Here is a 23,305-nt window from a genome sequence, read left to right as displayed (position 1 = left end):
CGCCGAAGAGATGACTGTGACCTGCGGCCGCAGCCGCGCTAGCTTAGTCCGCCAGTCTCTGGCCACCGATAAACGGCGCGGATGCTTCCGCGAATCGTCTATGAGCAGCCGTGACCTGGGCAACTTGAGAGAGCAGATGAGCGTCATCCACTGCCTTCTCTCCTCGAACGATTGCTCGTACCTCGGATTCATGACGCTCACGGATCTCCTTATAGGCTTCGTATGCTGCGAAGAATTCGTTGCGTTGTTCGAGGGTCGGCATGTCGATCTCCTTGGTTTTGGAGGAATCCTAGCATGACCGTCTACGTCGACGACATGCGCGCTAGCTACGGCCGGATGGTGATGTGCCACATGCTGGCCGACACCGACGACGAGTTGCACGCCATGGCCGATCTCATCGGCGTGGCTCGGCGCTGGCATCAGGCGCCCCCGGCGCATGACAGCCATTACGACATAGCGTTGGTGAAGCGCGCTGCGGCGGTCGCCGCCGGTGCAGTCGAGATCACATGGCGTCAGGCCGGCGCGATGGCAATGCGTCGACGCATAACCGGCGAACTCGGCTCGCACGCCGATTCGATCGACTGGCAATCGAAACATTTCGCGGCGCGCCGCGAAGCGTCTCATCAGGGCAAAATCACATGAAAACCCCCGACGTCAGTGCTGCGCTTCGCACGCGCTTTTGTGGCCCCGAGTGGGCACTCTTCTTTGAGGTCGGAGACGCTACCGGCGGCCGGCACAACCGATGGGCGGACGCCGTCGCCATCAATCTGTATCCGTCGCGCGGCCTCGAGATCAACGGATTCGAGATCAAGGTGTCGCGCGGCGACTGGCTGCGCGAACTGAAGAATCCCGAAAAATCTGCCCCGGTCCAGCAGTACTGCGATCGCTGGTGGATCATCTGCCCGCCGGCAGTCATCGCGCCCGGCGAACTCCCTCCCACGTGGGGCCACTATGAGATCCAACCAGGAGGAAAAATTCTGCAGAAAGTCGCCGCGCCGAAGCTCAACGCGAGTGCCGTCACGCGCAGTTTCGTCGCCGCAATGTTACGTCGCGCCAGCGAAGCCGATGCCCAATTGGTCGGCGCAGCGGTGCACATCGAGATCGAAAAACTTCGGGCACGCGACGAAAAGCGTATCGCGCGAGAAATCGAGTCGCGCACCTCGCGTAGCACAGAACTCATGGCGCGGATCGACGAGATCGAACGCGTGAGCGGCGTTCAGATCACGAGTTGGTGCAACAGTGAGGAAATCGGGCAGGCCGTGAAGGTGGTGCTGGCGTCGGGCGCGTTAAAGACGTACGGCGGTGTCTCAGCTCTGCGCCAGCATGCCGAGCGCATCGTCAAGCAATGCGACGAGGCCCTCACGCTCTTTCCGGTGGTCGAAACCGGTCAAACCGACGAGGCGCGCCAATGAGCGAGAACAGCAAAATCGAGTGGACTGACCACACCTTCAACCCGTGGGAAGGCTGCCAGAAGGTCGGCCCTGGCTGCGATCACTGCTACGCCGAGGCGCGCAACGCGCGATTCGCCGGCGGTGTCGCGATCAACTGGGGCCCCGGCGCCCCGCGTCGCCGCACGTCGTCGGCAAACTGGCGTAAGCCGCTAGCGTGGAACGCGGCTCATCGCGAATTCGTCGAAACGCACGGGCGGCGCCAGCGAGTGTTCTGTGCGTCGCTCGCCGACGTCTTTGACAATGCGGTCGACGTCGCTTGGCGCGCCGATCTCTTCGATCTCGTCAGGGCAACACCGGACCTTGACTGGCTGCTGCTGACAAAGCGCATTGGCAACGTCATGTGGATGCTCGGCGAGATAGCCGGGTTTCGCTGTGACGCTGCATGGCTCAGCAATCCTCGATTGCCAGACAACGTTTGGCTTGGCGCGACGATCATCAATCAGGAAGAAGCCGATCGCGACATTCCTAAGCTGGTCCAGATCCCGGCACGCGTGCGTTTCCTGAGCATGGAGCCGTTGCTCGGCCCGGTCGATCTCACATCAATTCCGTGGGGCAGCCACCGCGTCAGCATGCTGCAGGGATGGAATAGCCCCGAGCACGGTGTGCATTGGGTAATCGCCGGCGGTGAGAGCGGCCAAAGTGCGCGGCCGATGCATCCAGACTGGGCTAGATCGTTGCGCGATCAGTGCGCCGACGCTGGTGCGCCGTTCCTCTTCAAGCAATGGGGCGAGTACATCGTCCCTGAAGACGGCGACCCTGCATGTCGGGTGTGTGGCTGCACGTGGAACAACGCGTGTAGTGGTGGCTGCTACTGGGCCGAACCTGGCCTCTGCAGCTCGTGCGTCGATTGCGAGAAACCATCCGGCGATAGAGCCGTCAAGTTCGCACGCGTCGGCAAGCGTGCGGCTGGCCGCCAGCTCGACGGCCGCACGCATGATGAATTCCCGCGAGGTGGCGCATGACCTTACCTGACGGAGTAACTGTCGACGCGTACGCAATCCCGGACGACAATGCGGACGTTTTGATCCTGATTCAGCGCGCCCGACAGGTTGATGCACCTGACCGTTGGAAAGTTATCCGAGGGCACTACTGCCTCTCGAAACATGGCGATTGGGTATACGAACCACTCCCCAGCAGCCGCACCGAGGCTTTCCTAAAACGGTGTCGATTTGATACTTCCGGCGAGGCGATCGCCGCCGCCTTGAAGGCGCACGCGAGGGCTAAAGCGTGAACGAATACAAGAAGCTATTCGGCGACACGCGAGATATGAGGGTCAACGGCGAACTCGGATTCCACGTGGTTAGCGACATCGACGACAGCACCTGTTGCGTCAATGTCTTTCGGCTCCCAATCGTATCCGGAAGCCCGCTTCCCGTTTGCACCTTTCGGGACGAGAAACACGTGCGTGCCTGCCTTGTATGCATTGTGCTTCGGAAGTCGGCTGTTGACTTTAGCAACGAATTCTTCAGGCGAGATAACTTGCTTGGCCATGACGGTCTCCGTCGTGATTGTGGAGGCATCCTAGCATGAAGGCACTCTCCATCCGCCAGCCGTGGGCGTGGCTCATCGTGCGCCCCGACCTCACTGGCACCGCGCGCGTCGCCGCGATCGCCGCCGGCGTGCTGAAGGACATCGAGAATCGCAGCTGGCCGACGCGACTCCGCGGCCGCTTCCTCGTCCACGCCTCGAAGGGTATGACGCGCGCCGAGTATGACGACGCCCAGGATCCACTCTGGGCGTCCGGTGGCCCAACGATCGAACTGCCCCCGTTCGAGCAGCTCGAGCGCGGCGGGATCATCGGCGCCGCGACAATCGATGCGTGCATTCATCCCGCCGACCGCGCGTCGAAATGGCATGCCGACGGCCAATACGGTTTCCACCTGACCGACTCGAAGCCGGTGCCTTTCATCGCATGCAAGGGCGCCCTGCAGTTCTTCGACGTGCCGGCCGACGTCGCGACGCAGCTGCGCCAGATGCATGACCTCGGAGCCATCGTATGAGCGAAATCAAATCCCTCGGCGATGCATTGCCCGATGAAATCGCACGCGTCACGGTAATCCTTGGCCATTACATCGAGATCGGCCCCGCCGGCGCTCCGGGCGCGATGATGATCCGCGCCTCGCTCGATCGCGCCACGCGCGCCGCCGCCCGCGGCGACATTGTGGCCATGCTCCAGGCGCTCGAAGACTTGAAGGAATACAAGGAATGATCGCCGCGTATTGGTTTGGAGAATAGACATGTCCGATTCGATGTTTCTATCCAACGACGAGCTCGTCGAACTCACCGGGCGCCGGCAGCGCGGCAGCCAGGCACACACGCTTCTCGCGCTCGGCATTGACCACAAGATCCGTCCGGACGGCCGCGTGATCGTATTGCGCGAGCACGTGAAGCAACAGTTCGGCGCGCGCGCGGACAGACGCGATGAGACGGTAGAAGCCTTTGACTGGAGCGCAGCGTAAGTGCCGAAGAAGCGCAATTCAGAGAACAACGGTCTGCCGGGTCGCTGGCGACGCATGCACGGTGCTTTTTACTATCGCGTGCCACCCGGGCTCGAAGCTTCGTGGGACGGGAAGAAACAGTTCCGTCTTGGCAAGTCGCTGCCCGAAGCATACAAAAAGTGGGCGGAACGACTCAGCACACTCGACGATGCGAAAACCATCGGCGACCTCCTCGATCGCTACTCTCTCGAGGTGGTGCCGAAGAAGGAAGTCACCACGCAGGCTCAAAACGCGGTCGCGATCAAACGTCTGCGCGCCGTGATGGGTGCACACCCGCTCAACGCGCTGAAGCCTCGGCACATCTATCAGTACGTCGACAAGCGGGCAGCGAAGACCTCGGCGCATCGTGAGATCGAGGTGCTGTCGCACGCGTATACAAAAGCCGTCGAATGGGGATACCTCGACCGTCACCCGTTCAAAGGCGAAGTGCGCCTGACCGGCGAGAAGCCGCGCACGCGTTACGTCGAGGATTGGGAGATCGTCGAATGCTTGTCGATCGAAGCGCGACGGAAAGCCGGCAGCGTGCTCGCAATCCAGGCATACATGCGACTCAAACTTCTCACCGGGATGCGCCGAGGCGACCTGCTACGTCTCGGCCCGTCGAACCTTCAGGATGATGGCATCCACGTGATGCCAGGAAAAACCGAAGGGTCGACCGCCAAGCGGATCATCTACGAATGGTCCGAGGCGCTGCGCGAGGCGGTTGCGATGGCAATGGCCGCGCGGCCGGTCCAGATCGCGCCTTGGCTTTTCTGCAATCGGCGCGGCGAGTGTTACTTCAATGAGGAGAGCGGACGCGCCGGCGGATGGGACACGATGTGGCGGAATTTTATGGCGCGCGTGCTCGAGGAAACAAAGGTGAAGGAGCACTTCACTGAGCACGACTTACGCGCCAAGTGCGCGAGCGATGCCGAGACGCTTGAGCATGCGCAGGCACTTCTGGCGCATGCCGACGGCAAGGTAACACAGAGGATTTACCGGAGAAAACCGGAACGCGTGCGGCCCTTGCGTTGAAAATACTATGGCACAACGCCAGTTTTATGGCACAGCGCTGATTTTTCGAATGCCGCAAAGGCATATTGGAAGGGTGGCGGAGAGAGGGGGATTCGAACCCCCGATAGGTTATTAACCTATACACGCTTTCCAGGCGTGCGACTTAAACCGCTCATCCATCTCTCCGGCGGGGAGCCGAATTATAGCAAACTTCGCGCCCTGCGCCAGACCCCTCGCAAAAACCGCTTTAAGGATGCCGGATATAGTCCACCAGCGCCCGCGTATAGGCGTCCGGTTTGCGGTCGATCAGACTCACGCCGATCGCCACCAGAAACCCCGCCGGCACGCCAAATACGCCGGAGCTGATCGGCTCGATCCCGAACCAGCGTGCGCCGGCGAAGCCCGTCATCTGCGTGAAGAACGGGTACGTGGAGACGATGTAATAGATGCACACCACCAGCCCCGCCACCATGCCCGCCACCGCCCCCAGCCGCGTGGTGCGCTTCCAGAACACGCCCAGCACCAGCACCGGAAACAGGCTCGACGCCGCCAGTGAAAACGCCGCACCGACCAGAAACAGAATGTTCCCCGTGTTCAGCGACGCCACATAAGACGCGAACAGCGCCACCCCCAACAATAGAATCTTCGAGATCGTCACGCGCCGCTGACTCGACGCGTTCGGATCGACCATGTGGTAGTACACATCGTGCGACAAGGCATTGGCGATGGTGAGCAGCAAACCGTCCGCAGTGGAAAGCGCCGCCGCCAGCGCGCCCGCCGCGATCAGCCCCGACATCACATAAGGCAGCCCCGCGATCTCCGGCGCGGCAAGCACGACCATGTCGGGCTGCATCTGGATCTCGCTCCAACGCACGATGCCGTCGCCATTAGTATCGGCGAGACTGATCAGGCTCGGCTCAACCTTGCGCCATTGCATGAGCCACTGCGGCAAGTCGGCGAAGTGATGCCCCACCAGGTTGGTCAATATCTCGTACTTGATCAGCACCGCCAGCACCGGCACCGTCAGATAGAACAGCGCGACGAAGAAGAGCGTCCATCCCACGGAGCGCCGCGCGGACGCGACCGAGGTCGTCGTGTTGTAACGCGTCAGGATATGCGGCAGGCTCGCCGTCCCGAGCGACAGGCACAGCAGCAGCGACAGAAAATTGCGCTCATGAATGCGCCGCTCCTGGTCGGTCGCGGCGGGGAACGGCTCATGCATCGGCACCGGTGCGGCCGCGCGCATCAGCATTTCATCGCGTCGCTGGCTCCAGACGATCTGCGCGGCGCCGGCGTCGCGTGGAAACTGCTCGAGCGCCCTCTCGCGCTCCTTGATCTCGCGCAGCGGCCCGTTATGGCGGCGCAGGTCGGCGACTTCCTGCGTGAGACGCTGCTTCTCGTCGACGTACGATTGCGGCAGCGCGTCGAGCCGCACCTGCATGAGCGCGGCACGGCGTCGATAATCGTCGCGCACGGTCTGCTCGAGCGGCGCTTCGCGCACCTGCTTTTCGAGGCCTTCAACCCGCTCCATCAAGCGGCCATAGTCGAATTGCGGCACCCAGCCGAGGCCATCCTTGTGAGCGATCATGGACACGGGAATCAGAATCGCCGCGATCAGGATGATGTACTGCGCAACCTGCGTCCACGTGACGGCGCGCATGCCGCCGAGAAACGAACACACCAGAATGCCCGCGAGGCCGCAGAAAATGCCGACGGCGAAATCCACGCCGATAAAGCGCGTCGCGATCAGGCCGACGCCCTGGATCTGCGCAACCAGATAAACGAACGAGCACAGGATAGCCGCCAGCGCCGCAAGGCCGCGCACGGCATTGCTCGAAAAACGCGTGCCGAGAAAATCGGGAATCGTGTAGCGCGCGAGCTTGCGCACATACGGCGCGAGCAGGAATGCGACCAGGCAATAGCCGCCGGTCCAGCCCATCAGATACGCGAGACCGTCATATCCGGTCGCATAGATCGAACCGGCGAGGCCGATGAACGAGGCCGCCGAAAGCCAGTCCGCGGCCGTCGCCATGCCGTTGAAAGCGGACGGCACACGCCGCCCCGCCACATAGTATTCGACGAGATCGGACGTGCGCGACAGCAGGCCGATCACCGCATACACCGCGATCGGCACGAACAGGAACACGTAGCCGATCCACACTCCCGGACCCGTGGTGCGTTCGATGCGCCACATCACATAAATGAAGAGCAGAAAGCCGAGGGTATAGAGGGCGTAGGAACGGATCAGCCGGTTCGTGAGCTTCATCGGCTCAGTTTCCGCTCGTGGTGGGCACGCGGACGCTGAAGCTTGCGTCCGCAACCAGGGCGCGTTGCAGCCGGCGGTCGGCGCCTTGCATCAGCACGATATACACCACGATCAGCGCCAGGTAGATCAGGATCGCACCCTGCGCGCCGAGGTAGAACGGCAGCCTGAAGCCGCCGACCCGCACCTGCGCCAGAGCCGGCGCCATGAGCGGCAAGACGAACGACACGATGAAGCCCACGGTCATCAACGTCGCGATCAATGCCACGTTGAAGCGCCAGTACTTTTGATGCGCGCGCGCCATCGCCGCCGAGACCGCGGGCGGGTCTGGCGGAGGATTGAACGTAGCGTGAGAGGAATGCTGCGGCGCGGCCATGCGCCTATGTATCAAAAAGCCACCGGGCAGGCAATCGGGATTGTCCGCGCGGTGGCCTTGAAGAACTGGCTTCAGTGCCCGGGAGCTGCCATCGGTCAAGAGCGCACCGCCTTGGACGCCCTTGTCATTTACCCCCGGTTTACACAGGCAAACCCAGGCTCAGAGCGACTCGCCGAGTTGATCGAGAATCGCCGGGTTCTCCAGTGTGGACACGTCCTGGGTGATTTCCTCGCCCTTCGCGAGCGAGCGCAGCAGGCGGCGCATGATTTTGCCCGAACGGGTCTTCGGTAGATTTTCGCCGAAGCGGATGTCCTTGGGCTTGGCGATCGGACCGATCTCCTTGCCGACCCAGTTGCGCAGTTCGTTGGCGAGCTTGACCGCTTCCTCGCCTTCGGGACGCGCACGCTTGAGCACCACGAAGGCACACACGGCTTCGCCAGTTGTCGCATCGGGGCGGCCCACCACGGCCGCTTCGGCGACGAGCGGGTTCGACACCAGCGCCGACTCGATCTCCATCGTGCCGAGCCGGTGGCCCGACACGTTGAGCACGTCGTCGATACGGCCCATGATCGTGAAGTAGGCGGTTTCCTTGTCGCGCACCGCGCCGTCGCCGGCGAGATAGAGCTTGCCGCCGAGTTCTTCGGGGAAGTAGCTCTTCTTGTAGCGGTCCGGATCGCCCCACACGTTACGCAGCATGGACGGCCAGGGGCGCTTCACCACCAGAATGCCGCCCTGCCCGTTCGGCACGTCCTGGCCGGTTTCATCGACCACCGCCGCCATGATGCCCGGCAGCGGCAATGTGCACGAACCCGGCACGAGCGGCGTGGCGCCCGGCAGCGGCGTGATCATGTGGCCGCCGGTTTCGGTCTGCCACCACGTGTCGACGATCGGGCAACGGCTGCCGCCGACGTTCTCGTAATACCAGACCCACGCTTCCGGATTGATCGGCTCGCCGACCGTGCCGATGATACGCAGCGTGGACAGATCGTAGCTCTTCGGATGCACCTTCTCGTCGGCGTCGGCGGCCTTGATCAGCGAGCGGATCGCGGTCGGCGCCGTATAGAACAGCGACACCTTGTGCTTGGCGATCATGTCCCAGAAGCGACCGGCGTTCGGATAGGTCGGCACGCCTTCGAACACGACCTGGGTGCCGCCGAGCGTCAACGGACCATATGTGATGTAGCTATGGCCGGTGATCCAGCCGATGTCGGCGGTACACCAGAACACATCCGTAGGCTTCCAGTCGAAGGTCCACTTCATGGTCTGCGCGGCCCACAGCAGATAGCCGCCGGTGCTGTGTTGCACGCCCTTGGGCTTGCCGGTCGAACCGGAGGTGTACAGGATGAACAGCGGATGCTCGGCGCCGACCCACTCGGGCGCGCATTGATCCGATTCGGCTTGGGTGAGTTCGTGCATCCACAGATCGCGGTCTGCGTTCCATGCGATCTTGCCGCCGGTGCGCTGATACACGATCACGCTCTTGACCGCTTCGCAGCCGCCCATTGCGAGGGCTTCGTCGGCGATGTTCTTCAGCGGCAGCGCCTTGCCGCCTCGCATCTGTTCGTCCGAGGTGACGAGGGCGACCGCGCCCACGTCCACCAGCCGCTCGTTGAGCGATTTCGACGAGAAGCCGCCGAACACGACCGAGTGCGTGGCGCCGATGCGCGCGCAAGCCTGCATCGCGACGATGCCTTCGATCGACATCGGCATATAGATCACCACACGGTCGCCCTTCTTCACGCCGCGCTTCTTCAACGCATTCGCAAAGCGCGACACGCGTTGCAGCAGATCCTGATAGGTGACGTTGGTGACGGTGCCGTCATCCGCTTCGAAAATAATCGCGACGCGCTCGCCATTGCCGGCTTCGACATGACGGTCGATGCTGTTATACGACGCGTTCAACTGGCCGTCTTCGAACCACGTGTAGAACGGCGCGTTCGATTCGTCGAGCACCTTGGTGAAGGGTGTGTTCCAGCTTAGCGTCTCGCGTGCGAGGCGCCCCCAGAAACCTTCGTAATCGCGCTCCGCTTCGGCGGCGAGCGCCCGGTACGCATCCATGCCGGAGATCGTTGCACCCGCCGCTACTTCTGCGGAGGGCGGGAAAACGCGGCGTTCCTGAAGAACCGATTCAATCGCAGACATCGACAACCCCTTGGTGAAGATGAAACGTAAAACCTGGCCGACGCGTCTGGGACACGTCGTATCGTATGGCGCCCGAAAGCTGCGGCGGGTGTCTCCAACCCTCGGCAACTGATCGCCTCTGCCGCACTGCACCATGCGCGATCGCTCACCGACTTTCAAACACGATAAATGCCGCAACTTACCTGCTACTTACGCGCGGCGGTATCGTCGGCAAAGACACGCCCCGCCGCTTCTGATGTTGAATGTTAACCGAAGCCATCTGGCCATGTCATGGCTGGACGGCAAAGACACCTGCCCAGGCGCCACCATGCCCGATCGATACCCAGGGTTACTCCTGGTGCCTATGCGCGTCTTTCGTCGCGAACGGCTAGCGCGCAACTGCAGACTGGCATCCCGCCACGACGCCGCCCGATTGAAACCCGGCGGCCTTCACGCGTTCGAGATCATATCGGCGCCAGTGGAACGACACGGCTGCGATCCCACAAACGCGCACCGTTCTCTGGACACAGGGCGGCCATGCTCACTCGCCGGGTTTCATTTAACTTAGGATTGGCAACTAAACTTCTGGTGAATGACTGGCCGGATTCCCCACGTCTCAGACCATATATCGGTTGGGATCAGTCAGATATACGCTGCCCGTTTTATCGCCGCGATACGCCTGAAGGTCGAGCTTAACCTGCTGTTTGTCCGGGTCCAGAATATTGCCCAAGACGACGAGGTTCTTTCTTCCATCGCCGGTCGTCACGCCTTCGTTCAGAATGGGCAGCCGGAAAACCCCGTCCTGCGCTTTGCCGAAGAACTGATAGCTCACAGAGCCGGATGCTTTCGAATAGGTCATCGCGATCGACCTGTCGAATACACGCATCGGCTGTCCTGTGGACGGCCAGCCGAACATTTGCGGCGCATGCGATACGACAGTCACGGAGTCCGCACCGGCGCCCTCGGCAAGCGCCTTCAGATACGGTGTCGCGGACGTGGCAAGACTGCGCCCGCGTTGCTGCATCGCCTGTCCGTAGTAAGCGAGAACAGTTGGATCGCCGTGGGCGCCGGAACTTATGTCGCCCATCGGCGCCGCGCCGGGCTTGTTCCCTTGCAATAACTCGAAGCTCTCGATGGCGGGCCGCATGGCAGGCGTATAGAACGAGGAAAACCAGTTCACCACCGGCGTCGCATTGAGCGCGGCTTTGTCATACTCCTTGTGCAGGGCGTCGGCCTCTGCATCCCGTCCCTGCGCGCGCAGATCGTCAGCCTGCTTCCTGAGCGCCTCTGCGTGATAGATCTCGGCGAAATTCGGCAGCAGCAACGGCGCGAGCGCCGCCGGCGGGAACGCAAACGACGCAGCCGTCGCAGCGAGACCGGCTACAAGTTGCGCGGAGTCGTTACCTACGTTCCATTTCGCCTGCTCGTTTCCCGGGTTCCGGATCAGTTCCCTGATATCGGACGACAACTGCCCGACAGACGGCGCAAGTCCGATCGCCGTGCCGAGCAGCGACAGTGCCTTTGACGAGAGGCCAAGCAACTTATTGCCGTTGATGTTGACCACGCTGATGGCATCGCCGGTGGTACTGAGCGAGTCAGCGGCCAATGACATCTGGTTCATCGTGCTCGGGTCGTTCTTCACGTTCGCCGAACTCGACGCCAGCGCGAGCATGTCGATCGGCAGCCAGTGACCATTGGCTTTGACGCTGCCGGGCAGCACCTTGCGTGAAGCCTCAGGAACGTTAAGGCTCGCGGGCAAAGGCACAGTCTGGGTCGCACGCGATCGGAATGGCGGCGCCGTCTGGTTGTCGCGGTCGCGCATGATGACCACCGTTTGACTGCCATGGTGATCCGTCATCGCCTGGAACTTTTGCGTGGCATGGTGGCGGCTTTCCACGTTCGCTTGAGATTCGCGATCAGTGAGCGGCCAGCCAGCTTGGGATCCTGCATCCTGCCCAATTTTTCGTTGCTGGACACCCGGCTGCGAAGGTTGTCCGGCGCCGGCTGTAGTTTCCGTCTTCTGCGGCACTGACGGGACAGAGTCCGGCGGCATGGTCTGTACGTCGGCGTCGCGCTTCGCGCTCGCCGTCTGAGTTCCGGCCATGTTCTTCAATGGAGTGGCCTGAATTGCCGTGCTGATTTTCAACCTATCGACTGTCTGCACGGCGCGGTCATGCTGGTGAAGGCTCGTTTGAGTGCCGTTGTGCTCCATATGCGCGGTTGCCTGAACCGATTCATCCAGTCGACTCGGCGAACCCGTTTGCACATTCTGATCTGCCACATGAATGCGAGTCTGATTGCCGGCATCGGCGAACTGCGCTGTCGCCTGATCGCCACTTTCTGTTGTTCTCCGCGAATGCGTCTGGATCTCCGCATCCTGGACGTGTCGCCCTATTTGAGTTTCTTCATGGACGACTTGCTTATCCGTTTGAGTACTGGCGTGATTGCCTGCCGTCGCATACTTGTGCTCACCCGTTGACTCTCCATCTGGCGCATGCGGCGGTTGCTCTTCCGTTTGATTCGAGGTTGTCTGAGTGAAGCGGCTCTGTGTGAAATGCGGCGTTTGAGTCGCCCTACTGACGCCGACACTCTCCGTTTGAGTCGGTCTATCTCGACTCATCGACAGTAAATCGGTCTGCGTTCCGTGCGACCGTTGCAACTGATCAGTCGTTTGCATTTGCGCATTAACGGTTCTGAGTGTGGTCGTCTGAGACTGCTTCGATGCCGAAGTCGGTCGGAAATCGACCAGCGCGATCTCTTCGTGCGGATCGCGACTGGGGAGAAACGAGAACGCTCCCTGTCTCAACGGTCCACGGAGGTAATTACGCAGTGTTGCCCGCTTGTCCTCGACCTTCGAGAAATCGATCGCGTAGCCGATCGCATTGCCCAGCGCCTTACCCGCCTGCAATCCGGCAAGGGCTGGGTCCTGTCCACCGTCAGGATTCTGTGTCTTCCCCAAAGAACTGAAGAACCTGCCGAGATTCGACACCATGCCATTGCCCGCATGCCCCATGCGGTTTGCCGAGACCAGGCGGGACGGAAACGAACTGCCTCCCGGCAGCGACGGCCTGTCTTGCAGCGTGTTCAAGGTAGATAGAAGAAGGCCGGTCTTTAAGTTCAGGCTGTTGGAGAACGGCGTCGATACGGTAGGAGAGACCGGGTCGTGCGGGTCGGGCGGTTGGATCGCCGGGAACGGCGGCGTGGCATTTTTATCGGCGGACTTTTCAGTTTGCCGTGGATAGCTAACTGCATATTCGCTATCACGTACGGTACTTCCCATAGTGGACGTCGTCATTTTGATGACCTCTGAATGGAGCGGCACGAGCAATCATTAGGTCACGCCACGTCAGTGCGATGTGGTATCGCGGTACTGCATTCAAATGAGTCACGCCTATCTGAATGCCAGTGCACAATCTATATCCCCTTATGACATGCCACAGGTTCGCCGATGATCTGATGACCACCACGGTGGGCAGATCTTCATCGCGCACCGTTCGTCCACAACTCTTCGAGGTGCGACCATGTCTACCAGTCCGATCAGCAGTTCCGGTCCGCTTGTATCTCCCTATTCGTCCGGCCCGGCCGGCGCTTTCGTACCACCGGTTCCCGATCCGCGTGCCGCGCTGGCGGGACCACCCCTGCAGTCCGCACCGCGTGAGCCCGACAGGCGGGGCGCTCACAAGCCGGTTTCAACACACGCATTGCTGCGGAAGCACGCCGCCAGCCCGACGTTGCAATCATCGGTGACATCGCCGGCCGCGCCGCAGTCGCCCCCAACGTCGGCGGCGCGGTTTGCCGCCGACATGGTCGGTCGATACGATGGCGGCACCCAGTCACGCAACCATGGCGCCGACCTGAAGAGCGCCATGGTCCTGTGGAAGACGGCCAGGCTCGCGATGACCGGCCTGCCGCGCGACGAGGTCCAGGTCAGCCAGGATGAGCAGGAGCTTGCCTCCGCGCTCGCGCAGATGGACCCGGCCACGCGCAAGCAGTTCGAGCAGCGCGCCGAGGCGTTACGCACGGTGCCGCAAGATGGCTATGAAGCGGCAAGCTCCTCGTTGCATCAGGACGTCGACCAGGAAATGCGCCGCGTCGAGTCGGACCCGGTCAGTCGCATGAACGCGGTATTCAATGCGCCGGTCGGCATCGGGTTGCTGGGCGAGGACGGCCAGAAACAGATGGCCGCGTTGCTCAACGAGGCGACGAAGATGAATACGCCGGGCGCCACGCCCACCCAGTGCGAGCAGGCCTATGCGGGAGCCGTTGGGATCAAGTCGCGGATGCAGGATCAGATCCTGCAGAAATCGCAGGACATTCATGCGACCCAGAAGAAGCTCTGGGATGAGTCCACCGCGCGGGTGAACCAGATTCTCGACGACACAGGAAAATACAGGATTCCGAACGACATGGAAAAAGACACGCCGGAGACGCTAAAACTGCCCAGCTCCTCCGACGATCCGCAATGGGACAGGGACACGCGGCTGCCGGCCTATGCAAAGACGTTCCCGTACCAGTCGGTGATGGAGAAACTTCTCTCGCCCGACGGCTACTCGCGACAGGAGCGTAGCCGTTCAACCGCGCGAACGCTCCCGCCCGAAGATCGCACGCGCGATCTGCTCACCTTCCAGCAGGGCATGTCGGAACCGGGCTCGGACATTCACCAGCGCGTCACGAAGCTGGAGCAGCAGGCGCTCTCGACGATGGCCAGTCCCGGCCCCGATCTGGACGCCGGCACGCCGGCCACGACCCTGAGCAGCGTGGCGGCGCATCCGCCGAAGTACGACCAGAACTACGTACAGAACCTCGCGGCCGGCTATCAGGGCGCGCTACAGGACACCGACAAGCAGATCCGTACGATGCTGAGGCAAGACGCTGGCGGTCCTTTGGACAAGGCGCTGTACGCGATCGGCCGGTTCGTCGCGGACCTGTCGCCGATCCCCGGCATGGATTGGTTGGCCACGAAGCTGCTCGATGCCAGCTTCCCCAATCAGGGCGGGCTGACCGGTCAGCAGGTGAGGAACATCGATCTGGGGGCGATGTTCACCGGCTTGCTACTCGGCAGGGGCGAGCCCGAGGCGGGCGAGAGCGCGCTGAAGCCGGTGCTGGGCGGGTCTGGTGAGGGCGCGCTGAAGCTGAAGCCAGGCCCGACGGGCAACCCGTCGCCTACGGTTCAACCGCCAGTGAGCGGCGCGACCGCAGGTCCCGCATTCACGCCAGGCGGCATGCCCGAAGCCTATGCACTCAAGAACATGCCATCTTCGTACAGTCCATCGGCTACGCCGGGCGTGTATGTCGATGCGGCCAACGGCCAGAAATTCATCCTCGCCGACAACCAGGCGTTCGCGGTGAAATACGACAAGGACAACACCACCTACCGGATCTACGACCCCGCCAATCCGACCCGTCCCACCTATCCCGTGCGTCACGATTCAGGGTCCGGGAAGTGGGAAACCCATCGGGATGTTGGGCTGCAAGGGGGCACCCCTATATCGATGGGAACGAAACTAAAAGCCAAAGATTTGCTTTGCGACGGGTGGATGCAGAAGGACGTCGCGACACTATTGGGTATCAGCCCAAACTCTGTCAGTCGCATTCAGAGCTCTTTTATTAATCCGGATCCCTGGACGATGCCGCTGTGCTCAGAACCCTTCCGACAGGAGGTCATTGCCCAACTGAACGCCGGCGCCCCGCGAGAGCAGATCGCGCGCGATAAACATATCCAACCCGAAACCGTCGATTACATCGACCAGCATTATCGCCGGGACAGGCACGCGCCTCAGCAGGCAACCGGCGCCCAACAGCCGACCGCTTCGGCCGCGCCGCACGGACGTGCATCGCCGCAACCGGGCACCTCCACTGGGGGACGAACCGATGTTCCGACTGGCCTGATGAACCCCGTCCAGACGAACATCGGGACCGAGGCCGGGAAGGTGGAAACCCCTCAGGGTCGCAACCTGAAACGCGGTATGACTCTCTCGAATGTGCCGCCGCATATAAGGCTAAAAGCTGAAGCCCTGCTTGAGGATGGGTGGACGATTATGGACACCAGCAATGAAACGGGCATGAGCAGATCCTCCGTCGGCCGGTTGAGTACGAGTACGGACCTCTCGAGCCGCCCGGCGCGGCCGCTCGCTTCCCTTTCAGTCGTAAGTGCGGTCATAAGCCGGCTGGAAGCTGGCATTCCGCGAGAGCAGATAGCACACGATATGCATATCCAACCCGAAACCGTGGATCGCATCGACCAGGACATTCGTTCCCAATATAGGGCGCACCCGTCATTGCTTGCGCAATTCACGCAAGTAGATCCCAGTATCCCACCACCCGAAACTTCGACCGGGTCTGAAGGACCCGCGTCGCCGCAACCGGGCACCTCCACTGGCGGGCACACCGACCGATCGGCAAAACGCCCGCGCGTCGACTCGCCACAACCCTCCGGCCGGGAAGCAATGACATCGGAAGTGCTCAGGCAGGTCGCAGACCAGATTCCGGCTGAACAGATCGCAAAGAACCTGGGCCTGACGCCGGAGGCCATCGACGAGACAATCGAGCGCTATGTGATGGACGAAACCCGGAAGCTGTACGAAGAGTTCCTGACCGAACAGGCTCGTCAGCCCATCGCCGCGGCACACACGCCATTTGTACCGCCCGCCACCCGGCAGGACGTGATCCATCGACTGAACAATGGACAAACGCCGGCCGACATTGCCGCTCATTCCGGTCTGACCGCGCTGCAGGTTGACCAGATCAAGGATCAGTACTTGCACGAGGAGCTCGAGCATTTCAACGCGGATTTACTCAGGCAATAGAACGGAGCGACGCCGGAGCATTGAACGCATTAACCACTGCATCGGCGTCTTCCTGAAATGCATCAACCGAAAACCTTCGACTGAACTGCGGCATCTGACGCGTCCGTCCACGCAATTCGATTCCCTGTGCCAGGCCAGCCGTATCAGCTGAACGGATGGCACTCGCTGCCGATCCGGCGACGCCTGCGCCGCTTGATTGCTCCTGGAATCGAATTAAATCGCTCCGTCCCTCCAGCCATGGCAGTGGGTCGGCCTACATCCACTAACTCACGACGGGCACCTCCTGAACAGGAGCACCATCAGAACAATTTTCATCTCATCGCTCACCCTATAAATAAGTATGCCGAACGACAATTCAATCTCTTTACCATGTCGTACACGGAGCCAATTCCACACCGTCGGCGACGCGGTTCCGTCAATCTGGTCAAGCCGACTTTTTTATTTCCGGAACATCGACATGTCAACAACGACGCAAGCCCACTACAACTCCTTCGCCGTCTATAACAGCGCGAACAATCATTCGCAATTTGCAGCGCAGTCGCAGCGTTTCGGTGCTAACTCGTTCGGCGGCCGCGGCCCGTCGGAACCGATGTCCAGAATGCGGGGCAACTTCTCGCAGACGTCGTTCTCCATGACCAGCCACAACTCGCCGCACGGCTCGAGCAGCACAATCACCGCGCAATCGACGAGCATCGGCCGCGGCTATGGCCAACCGCCCGCACCGGGTTACCATCGCGGCGAGTCGTACAGCCAAAGCGATATGGAAATCAACAGCCGCTCCGTGAAGAATTCGCGCGATTGCGATCGCACGCCGCCGCGCAACGACCGCGATAGGAGTTCATCGCAAGTCAAAGTCGACGGCTTCACCGACGGCAAAACTGGCACCATTCACACCGAGCCCTTCGACTTTAAATTCTCGAAGGCCGACTCGTCGATCTCCATCACCAACAAGCAAACCGGCGTGACGAATAAAATTTGGGGCGACCCGCATTACGATAAGCAGGGCACATTCAATGGCGCCTTGGACTTCAAAATTCCAGGCGGCCACCTCACAGTCGACCCGAAGGCAGCCAAGAACAATTCGAAGGTCTCCTACGCGGACACGGCGACCCTAAGCATGGGAAATAAGACGTACACGATCGGCAACATCAGTCAGGAGAGCAGCGCACCGCTCACCGTGCAGGAGAGCCGCGGCCGCTCCGCACCGCATGGCTACACGCTCGAGGCCACCATGGGCGCCGCCGGCTTTGTCGATCCGCACACCGGCAAAGCGCCGACGCAGGCCGATTTCAACCGCTACGCAGCGTAACTCTCCCGATTCTGGACAATACTCACCGGCGCGGCCGCAGCCCTCCGCCCGGTGAGTGAAGCGTGAGAGCCGGCCCGAGGTCGATTGCCGCCCACCGTGCCAGCGTGGTTCACGCGATGCAAAGAAGCCGGACGTCCTCGAGACAGTCCGGCTGCGTTGCTTCCCGCGATCCGTGGGACCGTCTCGACAATGGCCTTCACGCTATCCGCTTTCACGCAGCCGCATCAAACATTCACGAGCACGCGTATCGGCCTCCTCCTGCCGCACCGTCTCGCGTCGCCAGTTCGTCAACGCTCGCACCACTTCCTCGCATGCTCGCGTATGCGCCGCCTCGGCTTCGGCCAGTTGCCCGCGCAACGCCGGCGTGAGCGCGTCATGCGCACGCAGCGTCGCATGCCACTGCCGGTTTGCGCTCAGATCGCGCCGGCACGACGCCAGCACCCGTAGCCGTTCCTCCACATGCCGGTCGAGCGCGGCGATCCGCTCGGCCACCACACCCGCTGCGCGACGCTCGCTGCGGCGCGCGTCCACCATCTCCCGCAGCCGGCGCTGAACGCGCAAGCGGCGCACGCGCGCGAGCACGCGCCAGAACGCCGCCAGCCTGACAACGCTATGTGTCATAGCGGATGAGCGCCATCGCATAGCGCATGCAACTGCATGCGCGTGTCCTCCCAGCCGCAACGCGTGTCGTACGGCTGACGCAGAAAGCGCTCGATCGCCGCGCGCCGGTCGATGGCCCGGTCCGTCTCCACGTCGTTACCACGCTGGTACTCACCTATCTGCAGCAATAGTTCGACCTCTTCATAGCGCGCGAGCCAGTCGCGCACACGATTCGCTCTCGCCTGATGCGCGGCATCGGCAACGCGCGTCATCAACCGGCTTCGGCTGCGCAGAATATCGATGGCGGGATAGTGACCGGCCGCACCGAGTTTCGACGAAAGCTGGATATGCCCGTCCAGCAGCGAGCGCGCTTCTTCGGCAACCGGATCGGACAGGTCGGCCTCATCCGCGAGCACGGTATAGAACGCGGTGATGCTGCCCTGCGCCGTCACGCCAGCCGATTCGATCAGGCGCGGCAACTGCGCAAACACGCTGGGCGGAAAACCGCCTCGCAGCGGCGGTTCGCCGACCGCCAGCCCGAGCTCGCGCAGCGCGCGCGCATAACGCGTGAGCGAGTCGAACAGCAACAGCACGTTGCGTCCGCTCGCGCGCAGTCCCACCGCGACCTGCGCCGCAAGTTCCGCCGCCTTGATCCGTTCCGCGGCGGGACGATCAGACGTCGCGGCGATCACAATGGTCGACGCGCGCCGCCGCTCGAGGTGGTCGTGGATGAATTCGGCGACTTCGCGCCCGCGTTCGCCGATCAAGGCCACCACGACCGCATCGGTCGATGCGCCGTTGGCGATCATGCCCATGATCGTGCTCTTGCCGCCGCCGGCGGGCGCGAAGATGCCGGTGCGCTGCCCGACGCCGCAGGTCAGCAATCCGTCGACCGCGCGCACGCCGGTAGCAAACGGCGTCGTGATGACCGGCCGTTCGAGCGGATTGAGCGTCGCCCCACTCCCGTCTTGCGCCGCCGCACTGACGAGCGGTGGCGCAGAACCACCATCAAGCGGATTACCCAGACCGTCGACCACGCGGCCGAGCAAACCTGCCGCGTCGAACGTGCCCCATGCCGAGCCGCAACCTTGCACCTCGGTGATATCCGACAGGCCGTTCAAACCGGCAAGCGGCATGACCAATGCGCCATCGTGTGCAAACCCGACCACTTCGCCGTATTGCGCTTCCAGCGTATCGGGCCGCACGAGGCGCACCTTCTCGCCGATCCGCAACGACACACCCACCACCCGCGCGATCACGCCGCGCGCTTCGACCACCCGGCCGCGCAACGTCGGTGCCGACGAGAACACCGGCGCACTCTTCTCCAAAGACGGCATGCCGTTCCCCTTCATGCGGCACCCAGCGTCGCGACAGCCTGGACGCGGTAGACGTCGAGCGGAATCTCTTCGATGGCCAGCACCTCGACGCGCCGGCCGAAGTCCTGCAATAGCCGCGCCAGATGCGGACGCAGAATCGCGTTCGTGACGATCAACGCGATTCCGTCCAGTTCAGCCATGAAAACCCGTTGCGCACGCTCCAGCTCTTCCACGGAAAGCACGCATTGCGGCTCACCGTCGACACCGCTTCTGATCTGCGCCTCCAGCTCGGCCTCCCATGAAGGCTCCAGCACCGCCGCGAAAATCGTCCACGAATCGAGGTCGGCGCGGCCGCGCGCGATCTGCGGACCGAGCTGGATGCGCGCCTGGCGCACCATCCGGTCAATCGTGCGCTCGCCCGCCGGCACGCGCACCACGGCTTCGAGAATCGCGCGCAGATTGCGGATCGCCACGCGTTGCTGGAGCAATTGCCGCAGCACGCTGGCGAGCTGGACGGTGCTCACAGCCTGCGCCGCCTGACCAACCAGCTCACGAAATTCGATCGACAGTTGGTCGAGCAGAAAGCGCGTCTCCTGAGTGCCGAGAAAATCAGCCGCGGAGCGCTCGCACACCTCCGCGAGGTGATCGCATAGCGCCTCGTCCACACTCGCCTTGTGGATCTCGGGATCGTCGATCGAGGCCGCCGTCGCGCTCGGCACCCAGACCGATCTCTCCGCGCGCGGCCGATAGCCCGCAATACCCTCGAATGTGACGCGGTTTGCGTCGCCGCTCACCAGCATATGCGCGTCGACCAGCGTGCCGCTGGCAAACGGCACGTCCTCGATATCCACGACGTAGCGCTCGGGTTCGAGCCGCGCATCGCGCAGCAGCGCGAGACCAGGAAACGGCACGCCGAGGTCGACCATCAGCTTGCGGCGCAAATGTCCGAGCCGCCGGTTCAGCGCCTCGGGCCGCAGTGCATCGAACGCGCTCAGGCCGAGTCGCAAGCGCAGCGCAGCGCTCGTGCCCAACTCGACATCGTCGAGAATACGCGGCACATAGTTGCCGCCGTCGCGCGTCATGCCTGGCATCAGCGCGCGTTGCGAGTTGTTGGCGACCGCGGCGTTGCGCATCAGCGTGATGGCGAGCGCGAGCAGCAGGCCGCCGGCGACCATGAACTGCACATGCGGAAAACCCGGAATCACCGCTAGCGAAACACACGCGACGCCGGCCATGGCCATCGCTTTCGGATGCTCCGCCAGTTGCCTGTAGATATCGCTGCCGAGATGAGCGTCGGCGCCGTCACCGGCACTCACTCTCGTGACGAGAATGCCCGCGGCGACCGAGACGATCAGCGAAGGAATCTGCGACACCAGGCCGTCGCCGACAGTCAGAATCGTGTACGTGTGCAATGCGTCGCCAAACGAAATGCCGCGCTGCGCGATGCCGACCGCCAGTCCACCGACGATATTCACCAGCGCGACGACGAGGCCCGCCACCGCATCGCCCTTGACGAATTTCATCGCGCCGTCGAGCGAGCCGTAGAAATAGGTTTCGCGTTCGAGCGACGCGCGCAGACGGCTCGCCTGCGCAGCCGAGATCACCCCGTTGCGCATGTCGGCGTCGATACTCATCTGCCGCCCCGGAATGCCGTCGAGCGTGAAGCGCGCCGCCACTTCCGCGACGCGGTCTGCGCCCTTCGCCACGACAATGAACTGGATCGCCGCCAGCACCACGAAGACCACGAGCCCGACCGCCACATTGCCGCCCACCACCAGTTCGCCGAACGCGCCGATGATCTGGCCGGCGTGCGCATGGAGCAGGATCATTTTGGTCGAGGCGATGGCCAGCGCGAGACGCAGCAGCGTGGTGATCAGCAACAGCGACGGAAAGCTCGCCAGGTCCGCGGCCTTCGACACATACAACGTAGCGCTCAGCATCGTCAGACCGGAGGCGAAGCTCACGCAGATGAACAGATCGAGTATGAACGGCGGCACTGGCACGATCAGCAGTGCGAGGACCGCCAGAATGCCCACGCCGACGGCAAGGTCTGCGTGACGCGCAAGAAAAGCCGACAGATCGTAGCGGCTGAGGATGGAACGGTTCGACATGTTATTGACCAAGCTCCCGATGAAGCGCTCGACGCCGGCTCTTTATGTAGGGGTCGCCTTCGTCGTCGCGGTATTCGCGTTTGATTTCGTTCTTGTCCATGCGCAGACCGCGCAGCCACAAAAAGCGCTGGATAAAATAGTCGGCAACGCTGGGCACGATCTGCGAGGCGGCCATCAAGGCCAGCAGATGCGAGTGCGACATTGCCGTATTGCCGAGATGGACCGGCAAGGAAAACGTCCATGCCGACGCAAGCTGCCGTAGGCAGGCCTTGATGGCCTCTGCGAACAGAAGCAGCAGGATCGTGAACTGGATGATGGTGAGCACGCTGTCCCACACGAGGCGCAGACTGAAGATCTGCTTCAATCCATTGATCGGGTTCAGCCGCTTGAGGTCGGGCACGACGCGCTTGAATGCCAGCAGGCCGCGCGTTTGCATCAGTTCGGGCACCAACACCGCGAGTGCGCCGACACCGAGCGTCGTCAGCACCGGCGCAATGAAAGCGTAAAGCGCGCCGCCCGTCGACGCGAGCAGATCGCCGAATTCGCGCGATGCGTCCAGCGTCGTCACGTGCACGATCAGGCGGCTGCCGAGTGCGTACAGATGCGGACCCTCGATAAACAGATACAGCCACCAGCACAGGCCACTGAAGGCCACCGTCACATGCGTGCTCTTCGTGATCTGGCCGTCCATCCGCGCGCGGCGGATCCGCTTGGGAGTTGGCGCTTCGGTCTTGTCGCTCATTGCAGATGGATCACATGATCGAAAGCGAGGCGCAACTGCTCGAACAACGCGGGCACGCCGAGCACGGCGGCGAAGGTCAGAACCGCGGCTTTCACGGTGCGCGCGTTCGCAAACGGATTGAGCCGCTTCGCATGCCGTGACATGAGCCCGAATGCTACGTCGACAAGCAACAGGAGGCCGAGCAACGGGCTCGCAAGCCGCACGCCTTCGGTCAGCGTGTCGGGCAGATTGCGCAGCGCCAGTTGCCGGAACACATCGAGCAGGTCGGTGCGCCATTGCCCGGGAGGCCATAGCACCCACGCATCCGTGAAGAAGCCGAACAGCAGCGGCAAGCCCGGACCTGTAAACAGCATCAACGCGGCGAACCGCAGAAACAGTTGTTCGAACAACGCCGCTTCCTGCTGGAAGTGCCGGTCGTACATCGCAGCGCTCCCATAGCCGCCCTGCTGATCGAGTATCGCGCCGGCGGCGCCGGCGGCATGGAAGATCGTGCCAAGCAGCAGGCCGAGCACGGCACCGGTCGCGACTTCGACGATCATCGCCAGCAACAGGTTCGGCGGGCAACCGACCTGCTGCGGCAGCATGGCAACGGCGAACATGATCGGCAGGCGCAACTTGGTTCCTAGCGAGTCGCTCTGGCCGAAGGGGATCATGCGAAGCGCGACGGCCGGCCGGATCGTGCAGAACGCAAAGCCTTCGAGATAAGGGATATATTCCAT

Annotated in this window: 20 protein-coding genes and 1 tRNA gene; 9 read left to right on the top strand and 12 right to left on the bottom strand. The window is 62.4% G+C overall.

Annotation, left to right across the window (positions count from 1 at the left end; genetic code table 11):
• Window positions 1-43: 43 nt before the first annotated feature.
• Window positions 44-262 carry a hypothetical protein gene (locus AC57B1_RS16685; RefSeq protein WP_496418066.1) on the bottom strand — a complete coding sequence of 73 codons (219 nt, stop codon included), beginning with the start codon at window positions 260-262 and terminating at the stop codon, window positions 44-46.
• Window positions 263-294: 32 nt separating this feature from the next.
• On the opposite strand from AC57B1_RS16685, the gene AC57B1_RS16680 reads away from it, so the two are divergent.
• From AC57B1_RS16680 to AC57B1_RS16670, 3 genes are read left to right on the top strand one after another with little or no spacing between them, the layout of a single operon-like run.
• Complete coding sequence (locus tag AC57B1_RS16680) at window positions 295-642, top strand: DUF4031 domain-containing protein (protein ID WP_496418065.1); 348 nt, start codon at window positions 295-297, stop codon at window positions 640-642.
• The gene (locus tag AC57B1_RS16675) at window positions 639-1,412 is read left to right on the top strand and encodes a hypothetical protein (RefSeq protein WP_496418064.1); all 774 of its coding nucleotides are present in this window, start codon (window positions 639-641) and stop codon (window positions 1,410-1,412) included. Before AC57B1_RS16680 ends, AC57B1_RS16675 begins: the two co-directional genes overlap by 4 nt.
• Window positions 1,409-2,413: a phage Gp37/Gp68 family protein gene (locus tag AC57B1_RS16670; protein ID WP_496418063.1), complete on the top strand. Its 1,005-nt coding sequence runs from the start codon at window positions 1,409-1,411 to the stop codon at window positions 2,411-2,413. Before AC57B1_RS16675 ends, AC57B1_RS16670 begins: the two co-directional genes overlap by 4 nt.
• Window positions 2,414-2,696: 283 nt before the next feature.
• Here the strand turns inward: AC57B1_RS16670 and AC57B1_RS16665 are convergent, their stop codons facing one another.
• Window positions 2,697-2,942 carry a hypothetical protein gene (locus tag AC57B1_RS16665; protein WP_496418062.1) on the bottom strand — a complete coding sequence of 82 codons (246 nt, stop codon included), beginning with the start codon at window positions 2,940-2,942 and terminating at the stop codon, window positions 2,697-2,699.
• 35 nt (window positions 2,943-2,977) lie between these two features.
• Between AC57B1_RS16665 and AC57B1_RS16660 the strand changes: the two genes are divergently transcribed.
• From AC57B1_RS16660 to AC57B1_RS16645, 4 genes are read left to right on the top strand one after another with little or no spacing between them, the layout of a single operon-like run.
• Window positions 2,978-3,451: an ASCH domain-containing protein gene (locus AC57B1_RS16660; RefSeq protein ID WP_496418061.1), complete on the top strand. Its 474-nt coding sequence runs from the start codon at window positions 2,978-2,980 to the stop codon at window positions 3,449-3,451.
• A complete protein-coding gene (locus AC57B1_RS16655; protein WP_496418060.1) occupies window positions 3,448-3,660 on the top strand; it encodes a hypothetical protein in 213 nt (70 codons plus the stop codon). Before AC57B1_RS16660 ends, AC57B1_RS16655 begins: the two co-directional genes overlap by 4 nt.
• A gap of 28 nt (window positions 3,661-3,688) precedes the next feature.
• Window positions 3,689-3,910 (top strand): DUF4224 domain-containing protein, encoded by a 222-nt coding sequence (locus AC57B1_RS16650; protein WP_496418059.1) that lies wholly within the window; start codon window positions 3,689-3,691, stop codon window positions 3,908-3,910.
• A complete protein-coding gene (locus tag AC57B1_RS16645) occupies window positions 3,911-4,963 on the top strand; it encodes a tyrosine-type recombinase/integrase (protein WP_496418058.1) in 1,053 nt (350 codons plus the stop codon). It begins immediately after the preceding gene.
• A 74-nt stretch (window positions 4,964-5,037) separates the two neighbouring features.
• On the opposite strand, the gene AC57B1_RS16640 is transcribed toward AC57B1_RS16645, so the two are convergent.
• The 5 genes from AC57B1_RS16640 to AC57B1_RS16620 form a co-directional block, all read right to left on the bottom strand.
• Window positions 5,038-5,128 (bottom strand) — tRNA-Ser (locus AC57B1_RS16640).
• A gap of 61 nt (window positions 5,129-5,189) precedes the next feature.
• The gene (locus AC57B1_RS16635) at window positions 5,190-7,208 is read right to left on the bottom strand and encodes a sodium:solute symporter family protein (protein ID WP_408342840.1); all 2,019 of its coding nucleotides are present in this window, start codon (window positions 7,206-7,208) and stop codon (window positions 5,190-5,192) included.
• A 4-nt stretch (window positions 7,209-7,212) separates the two neighbouring features.
• A complete protein-coding gene (locus tag AC57B1_RS16630; protein WP_408296607.1) occupies window positions 7,213-7,581 on the bottom strand; it encodes a DUF4212 domain-containing protein in 369 nt (122 codons plus the stop codon).
• A gap of 159 nt (window positions 7,582-7,740) precedes the next feature.
• Window positions 7,741-9,723 carry an acetate--CoA ligase gene (acs, locus tag AC57B1_RS16625; protein ID WP_496418057.1) on the bottom strand — a complete coding sequence of 661 codons (1,983 nt, stop codon included), beginning with the start codon at window positions 9,721-9,723 and terminating at the stop codon, window positions 7,741-7,743.
• A gap of 595 nt (window positions 9,724-10,318) precedes the next feature.
• Window positions 10,319-12,997, bottom strand: coding sequence for a hypothetical protein (locus AC57B1_RS16620; RefSeq protein WP_496418056.1), 2,679 nt, complete (start codon window positions 12,995-12,997; stop codon window positions 10,319-10,321).
• Window positions 12,998-13,223: 226 nt separating this feature from the next.
• On the opposite strand from AC57B1_RS16620, the gene AC57B1_RS16615 reads away from it, so the two are divergent.
• Window positions 13,224-16,508 (top strand): hypothetical protein, encoded by a 3,285-nt coding sequence (locus tag AC57B1_RS16615; RefSeq protein WP_496418055.1) that lies wholly within the window; start codon window positions 13,224-13,226, stop codon window positions 16,506-16,508.
• A 340-nt stretch (window positions 16,509-16,848) separates the two neighbouring features.
• Window positions 16,849-17,817 carry a DUF1521 domain-containing protein gene (locus AC57B1_RS16610; protein WP_496418054.1) on the top strand — a complete coding sequence of 323 codons (969 nt, stop codon included), beginning with the start codon at window positions 16,849-16,851 and terminating at the stop codon, window positions 17,815-17,817.
• Between the two features lie 201 nt (window positions 17,818-18,018).
• On the opposite strand, the gene AC57B1_RS16605 is transcribed toward AC57B1_RS16610, so the two are convergent.
• Genes AC57B1_RS16605 through AC57B1_RS16585 form a run of 5 tightly spaced genes read right to left on the bottom strand, consistent with a single transcriptional unit; the run spans window position 18,019 to window position 23,305 of the window.
• Complete coding sequence (locus AC57B1_RS16605; RefSeq protein ID WP_496418053.1) at window positions 18,019-18,438, bottom strand: hypothetical protein; 420 nt, start codon at window positions 18,436-18,438, stop codon at window positions 18,019-18,021.
• Entirely contained in the window at window positions 18,435-19,754 is a 1,320-nt protein-coding gene (locus AC57B1_RS16600) for a FliI/YscN family ATPase (RefSeq protein ID WP_496418052.1), read from the bottom strand. The genes AC57B1_RS16605 and AC57B1_RS16600 overlap by 4 nt, the downstream gene beginning before the upstream one ends.
• An 11-nt stretch (window positions 19,755-19,765) precedes the next feature.
• On the bottom strand, window positions 19,766-21,844 hold the full coding sequence (locus AC57B1_RS16595; RefSeq protein ID WP_496418051.1) for a flagellar biosynthesis protein FlhA: 2,079 nt from the start codon (window positions 21,842-21,844) through the stop codon (window positions 19,766-19,768).
• 1 nt (window position 21,845) lies between these two features.
• Entirely contained in the window at window positions 21,846-22,586 is a 741-nt protein-coding gene (locus AC57B1_RS16590; protein WP_496418050.1) for an EscU/YscU/HrcU family type III secretion system export apparatus switch protein, read from the bottom strand.
• Window positions 22,583-23,305: an EscT/YscT/HrcT family type III secretion system export apparatus protein gene (locus AC57B1_RS16585; RefSeq protein ID WP_496418049.1), complete on the bottom strand. Its 723-nt coding sequence runs from the start codon at window positions 23,303-23,305 to the stop codon at window positions 22,583-22,585. The genes AC57B1_RS16590 and AC57B1_RS16585 overlap by 4 nt, the downstream gene beginning before the upstream one ends.

This window comes from Paraburkholderia sp. BGA-UO-ETr-F21, assembly GCF_059567925.1.
The sequence above is the reverse complement of the archived record's forward strand: the minus strand, read 5'-3'. Positions and strand labels throughout refer to the sequence as shown.

Excerpts from the sequence above, each read along its gene's own strand:
- AC57B1_RS16685 (WP_496418066.1), bottom strand. The coding sequence starts at position 262 with ATGCCGACCCTCGAACAACGCAACGAATTCTTCGCAGCATACGAAGCC.
- AC57B1_RS16680 (WP_496418065.1), top strand. The coding sequence starts at position 295 with ATGACCGTCTACGTCGACGACATGCGCGCTAGCTACGGCCGGATGGTG.
- AC57B1_RS16675 (WP_496418064.1), top strand. The coding sequence starts at position 639 with ATGAAAACCCCCGACGTCAGTGCTGCGCTTCGCACGCGCTTTTGTGGC.
- AC57B1_RS16670 (WP_496418063.1), top strand. The coding sequence starts at position 1,409 with ATGAGCGAGAACAGCAAAATCGAGTGGACTGACCACACCTTCAACCCG.
- AC57B1_RS16665 (WP_496418062.1), bottom strand. The coding sequence starts at position 2,942 with ATGGCCAAGCAAGTTATCTCGCCTGAAGAATTCGTTGCTAAAGTCAAC.
- AC57B1_RS16660 (WP_496418061.1), top strand. The coding sequence starts at position 2,978 with ATGAAGGCACTCTCCATCCGCCAGCCGTGGGCGTGGCTCATCGTGCGC.
- AC57B1_RS16655 (WP_496418060.1), top strand. The coding sequence starts at position 3,448 with ATGAGCGAAATCAAATCCCTCGGCGATGCATTGCCCGATGAAATCGCA.
- AC57B1_RS16650 (WP_496418059.1), top strand. The coding sequence starts at position 3,689 with ATGTCCGATTCGATGTTTCTATCCAACGACGAGCTCGTCGAACTCACC.
- AC57B1_RS16635 (WP_408342840.1), bottom strand. The coding sequence starts at position 7,208 with ATGAAGCTCACGAACCGGCTGATCCGTTCCTACGCCCTCTATACCCTC.
- AC57B1_RS16630 (WP_408296607.1), bottom strand. The coding sequence starts at position 7,581 with ATGGCCGCGCCGCAGCATTCCTCTCACGCTACGTTCAATCCTCCGCCA.
- acs (WP_496418057.1), bottom strand. The coding sequence starts at position 9,723 with ATGTCTGCGATTGAATCGGTTCTTCAGGAACGCCGCGTTTTCCCGCCC.
- AC57B1_RS16620 (WP_496418056.1), bottom strand. The coding sequence starts at position 12,997 with ATGACGACGTCCACTATGGGAAGTACCGTACGTGATAGCGAATATGCA.
- AC57B1_RS16615 (WP_496418055.1), top strand. The coding sequence starts at position 13,224 with ATGTCTACCAGTCCGATCAGCAGTTCCGGTCCGCTTGTATCTCCCTAT.
- AC57B1_RS16610 (WP_496418054.1), top strand. The coding sequence starts at position 16,849 with ATGCCGAACGACAATTCAATCTCTTTACCATGTCGTACACGGAGCCAA.
- AC57B1_RS16605 (WP_496418053.1), bottom strand. The coding sequence starts at position 18,438 with ATGACACATAGCGTTGTCAGGCTGGCGGCGTTCTGGCGCGTGCTCGCG.
- AC57B1_RS16600 (WP_496418052.1), bottom strand. The coding sequence starts at position 19,754 with ATGCCGTCTTTGGAGAAGAGTGCGCCGGTGTTCTCGTCGGCACCGACG.
- AC57B1_RS16595 (WP_496418051.1), bottom strand. The coding sequence starts at position 21,844 with ATGTCGAACCGTTCCATCCTCAGCCGCTACGATCTGTCGGCTTTTCTT.
- AC57B1_RS16590 (WP_496418050.1), bottom strand. The coding sequence starts at position 22,586 with ATGAGCGACAAGACCGAAGCGCCAACTCCCAAGCGGATCCGCCGCGCG.
- AC57B1_RS16585 (WP_496418049.1), bottom strand. The coding sequence starts at position 23,305 with ATGGAATATATCCCTTATCTCGAAGGCTTTGCGTTCTGCACGATCCGG.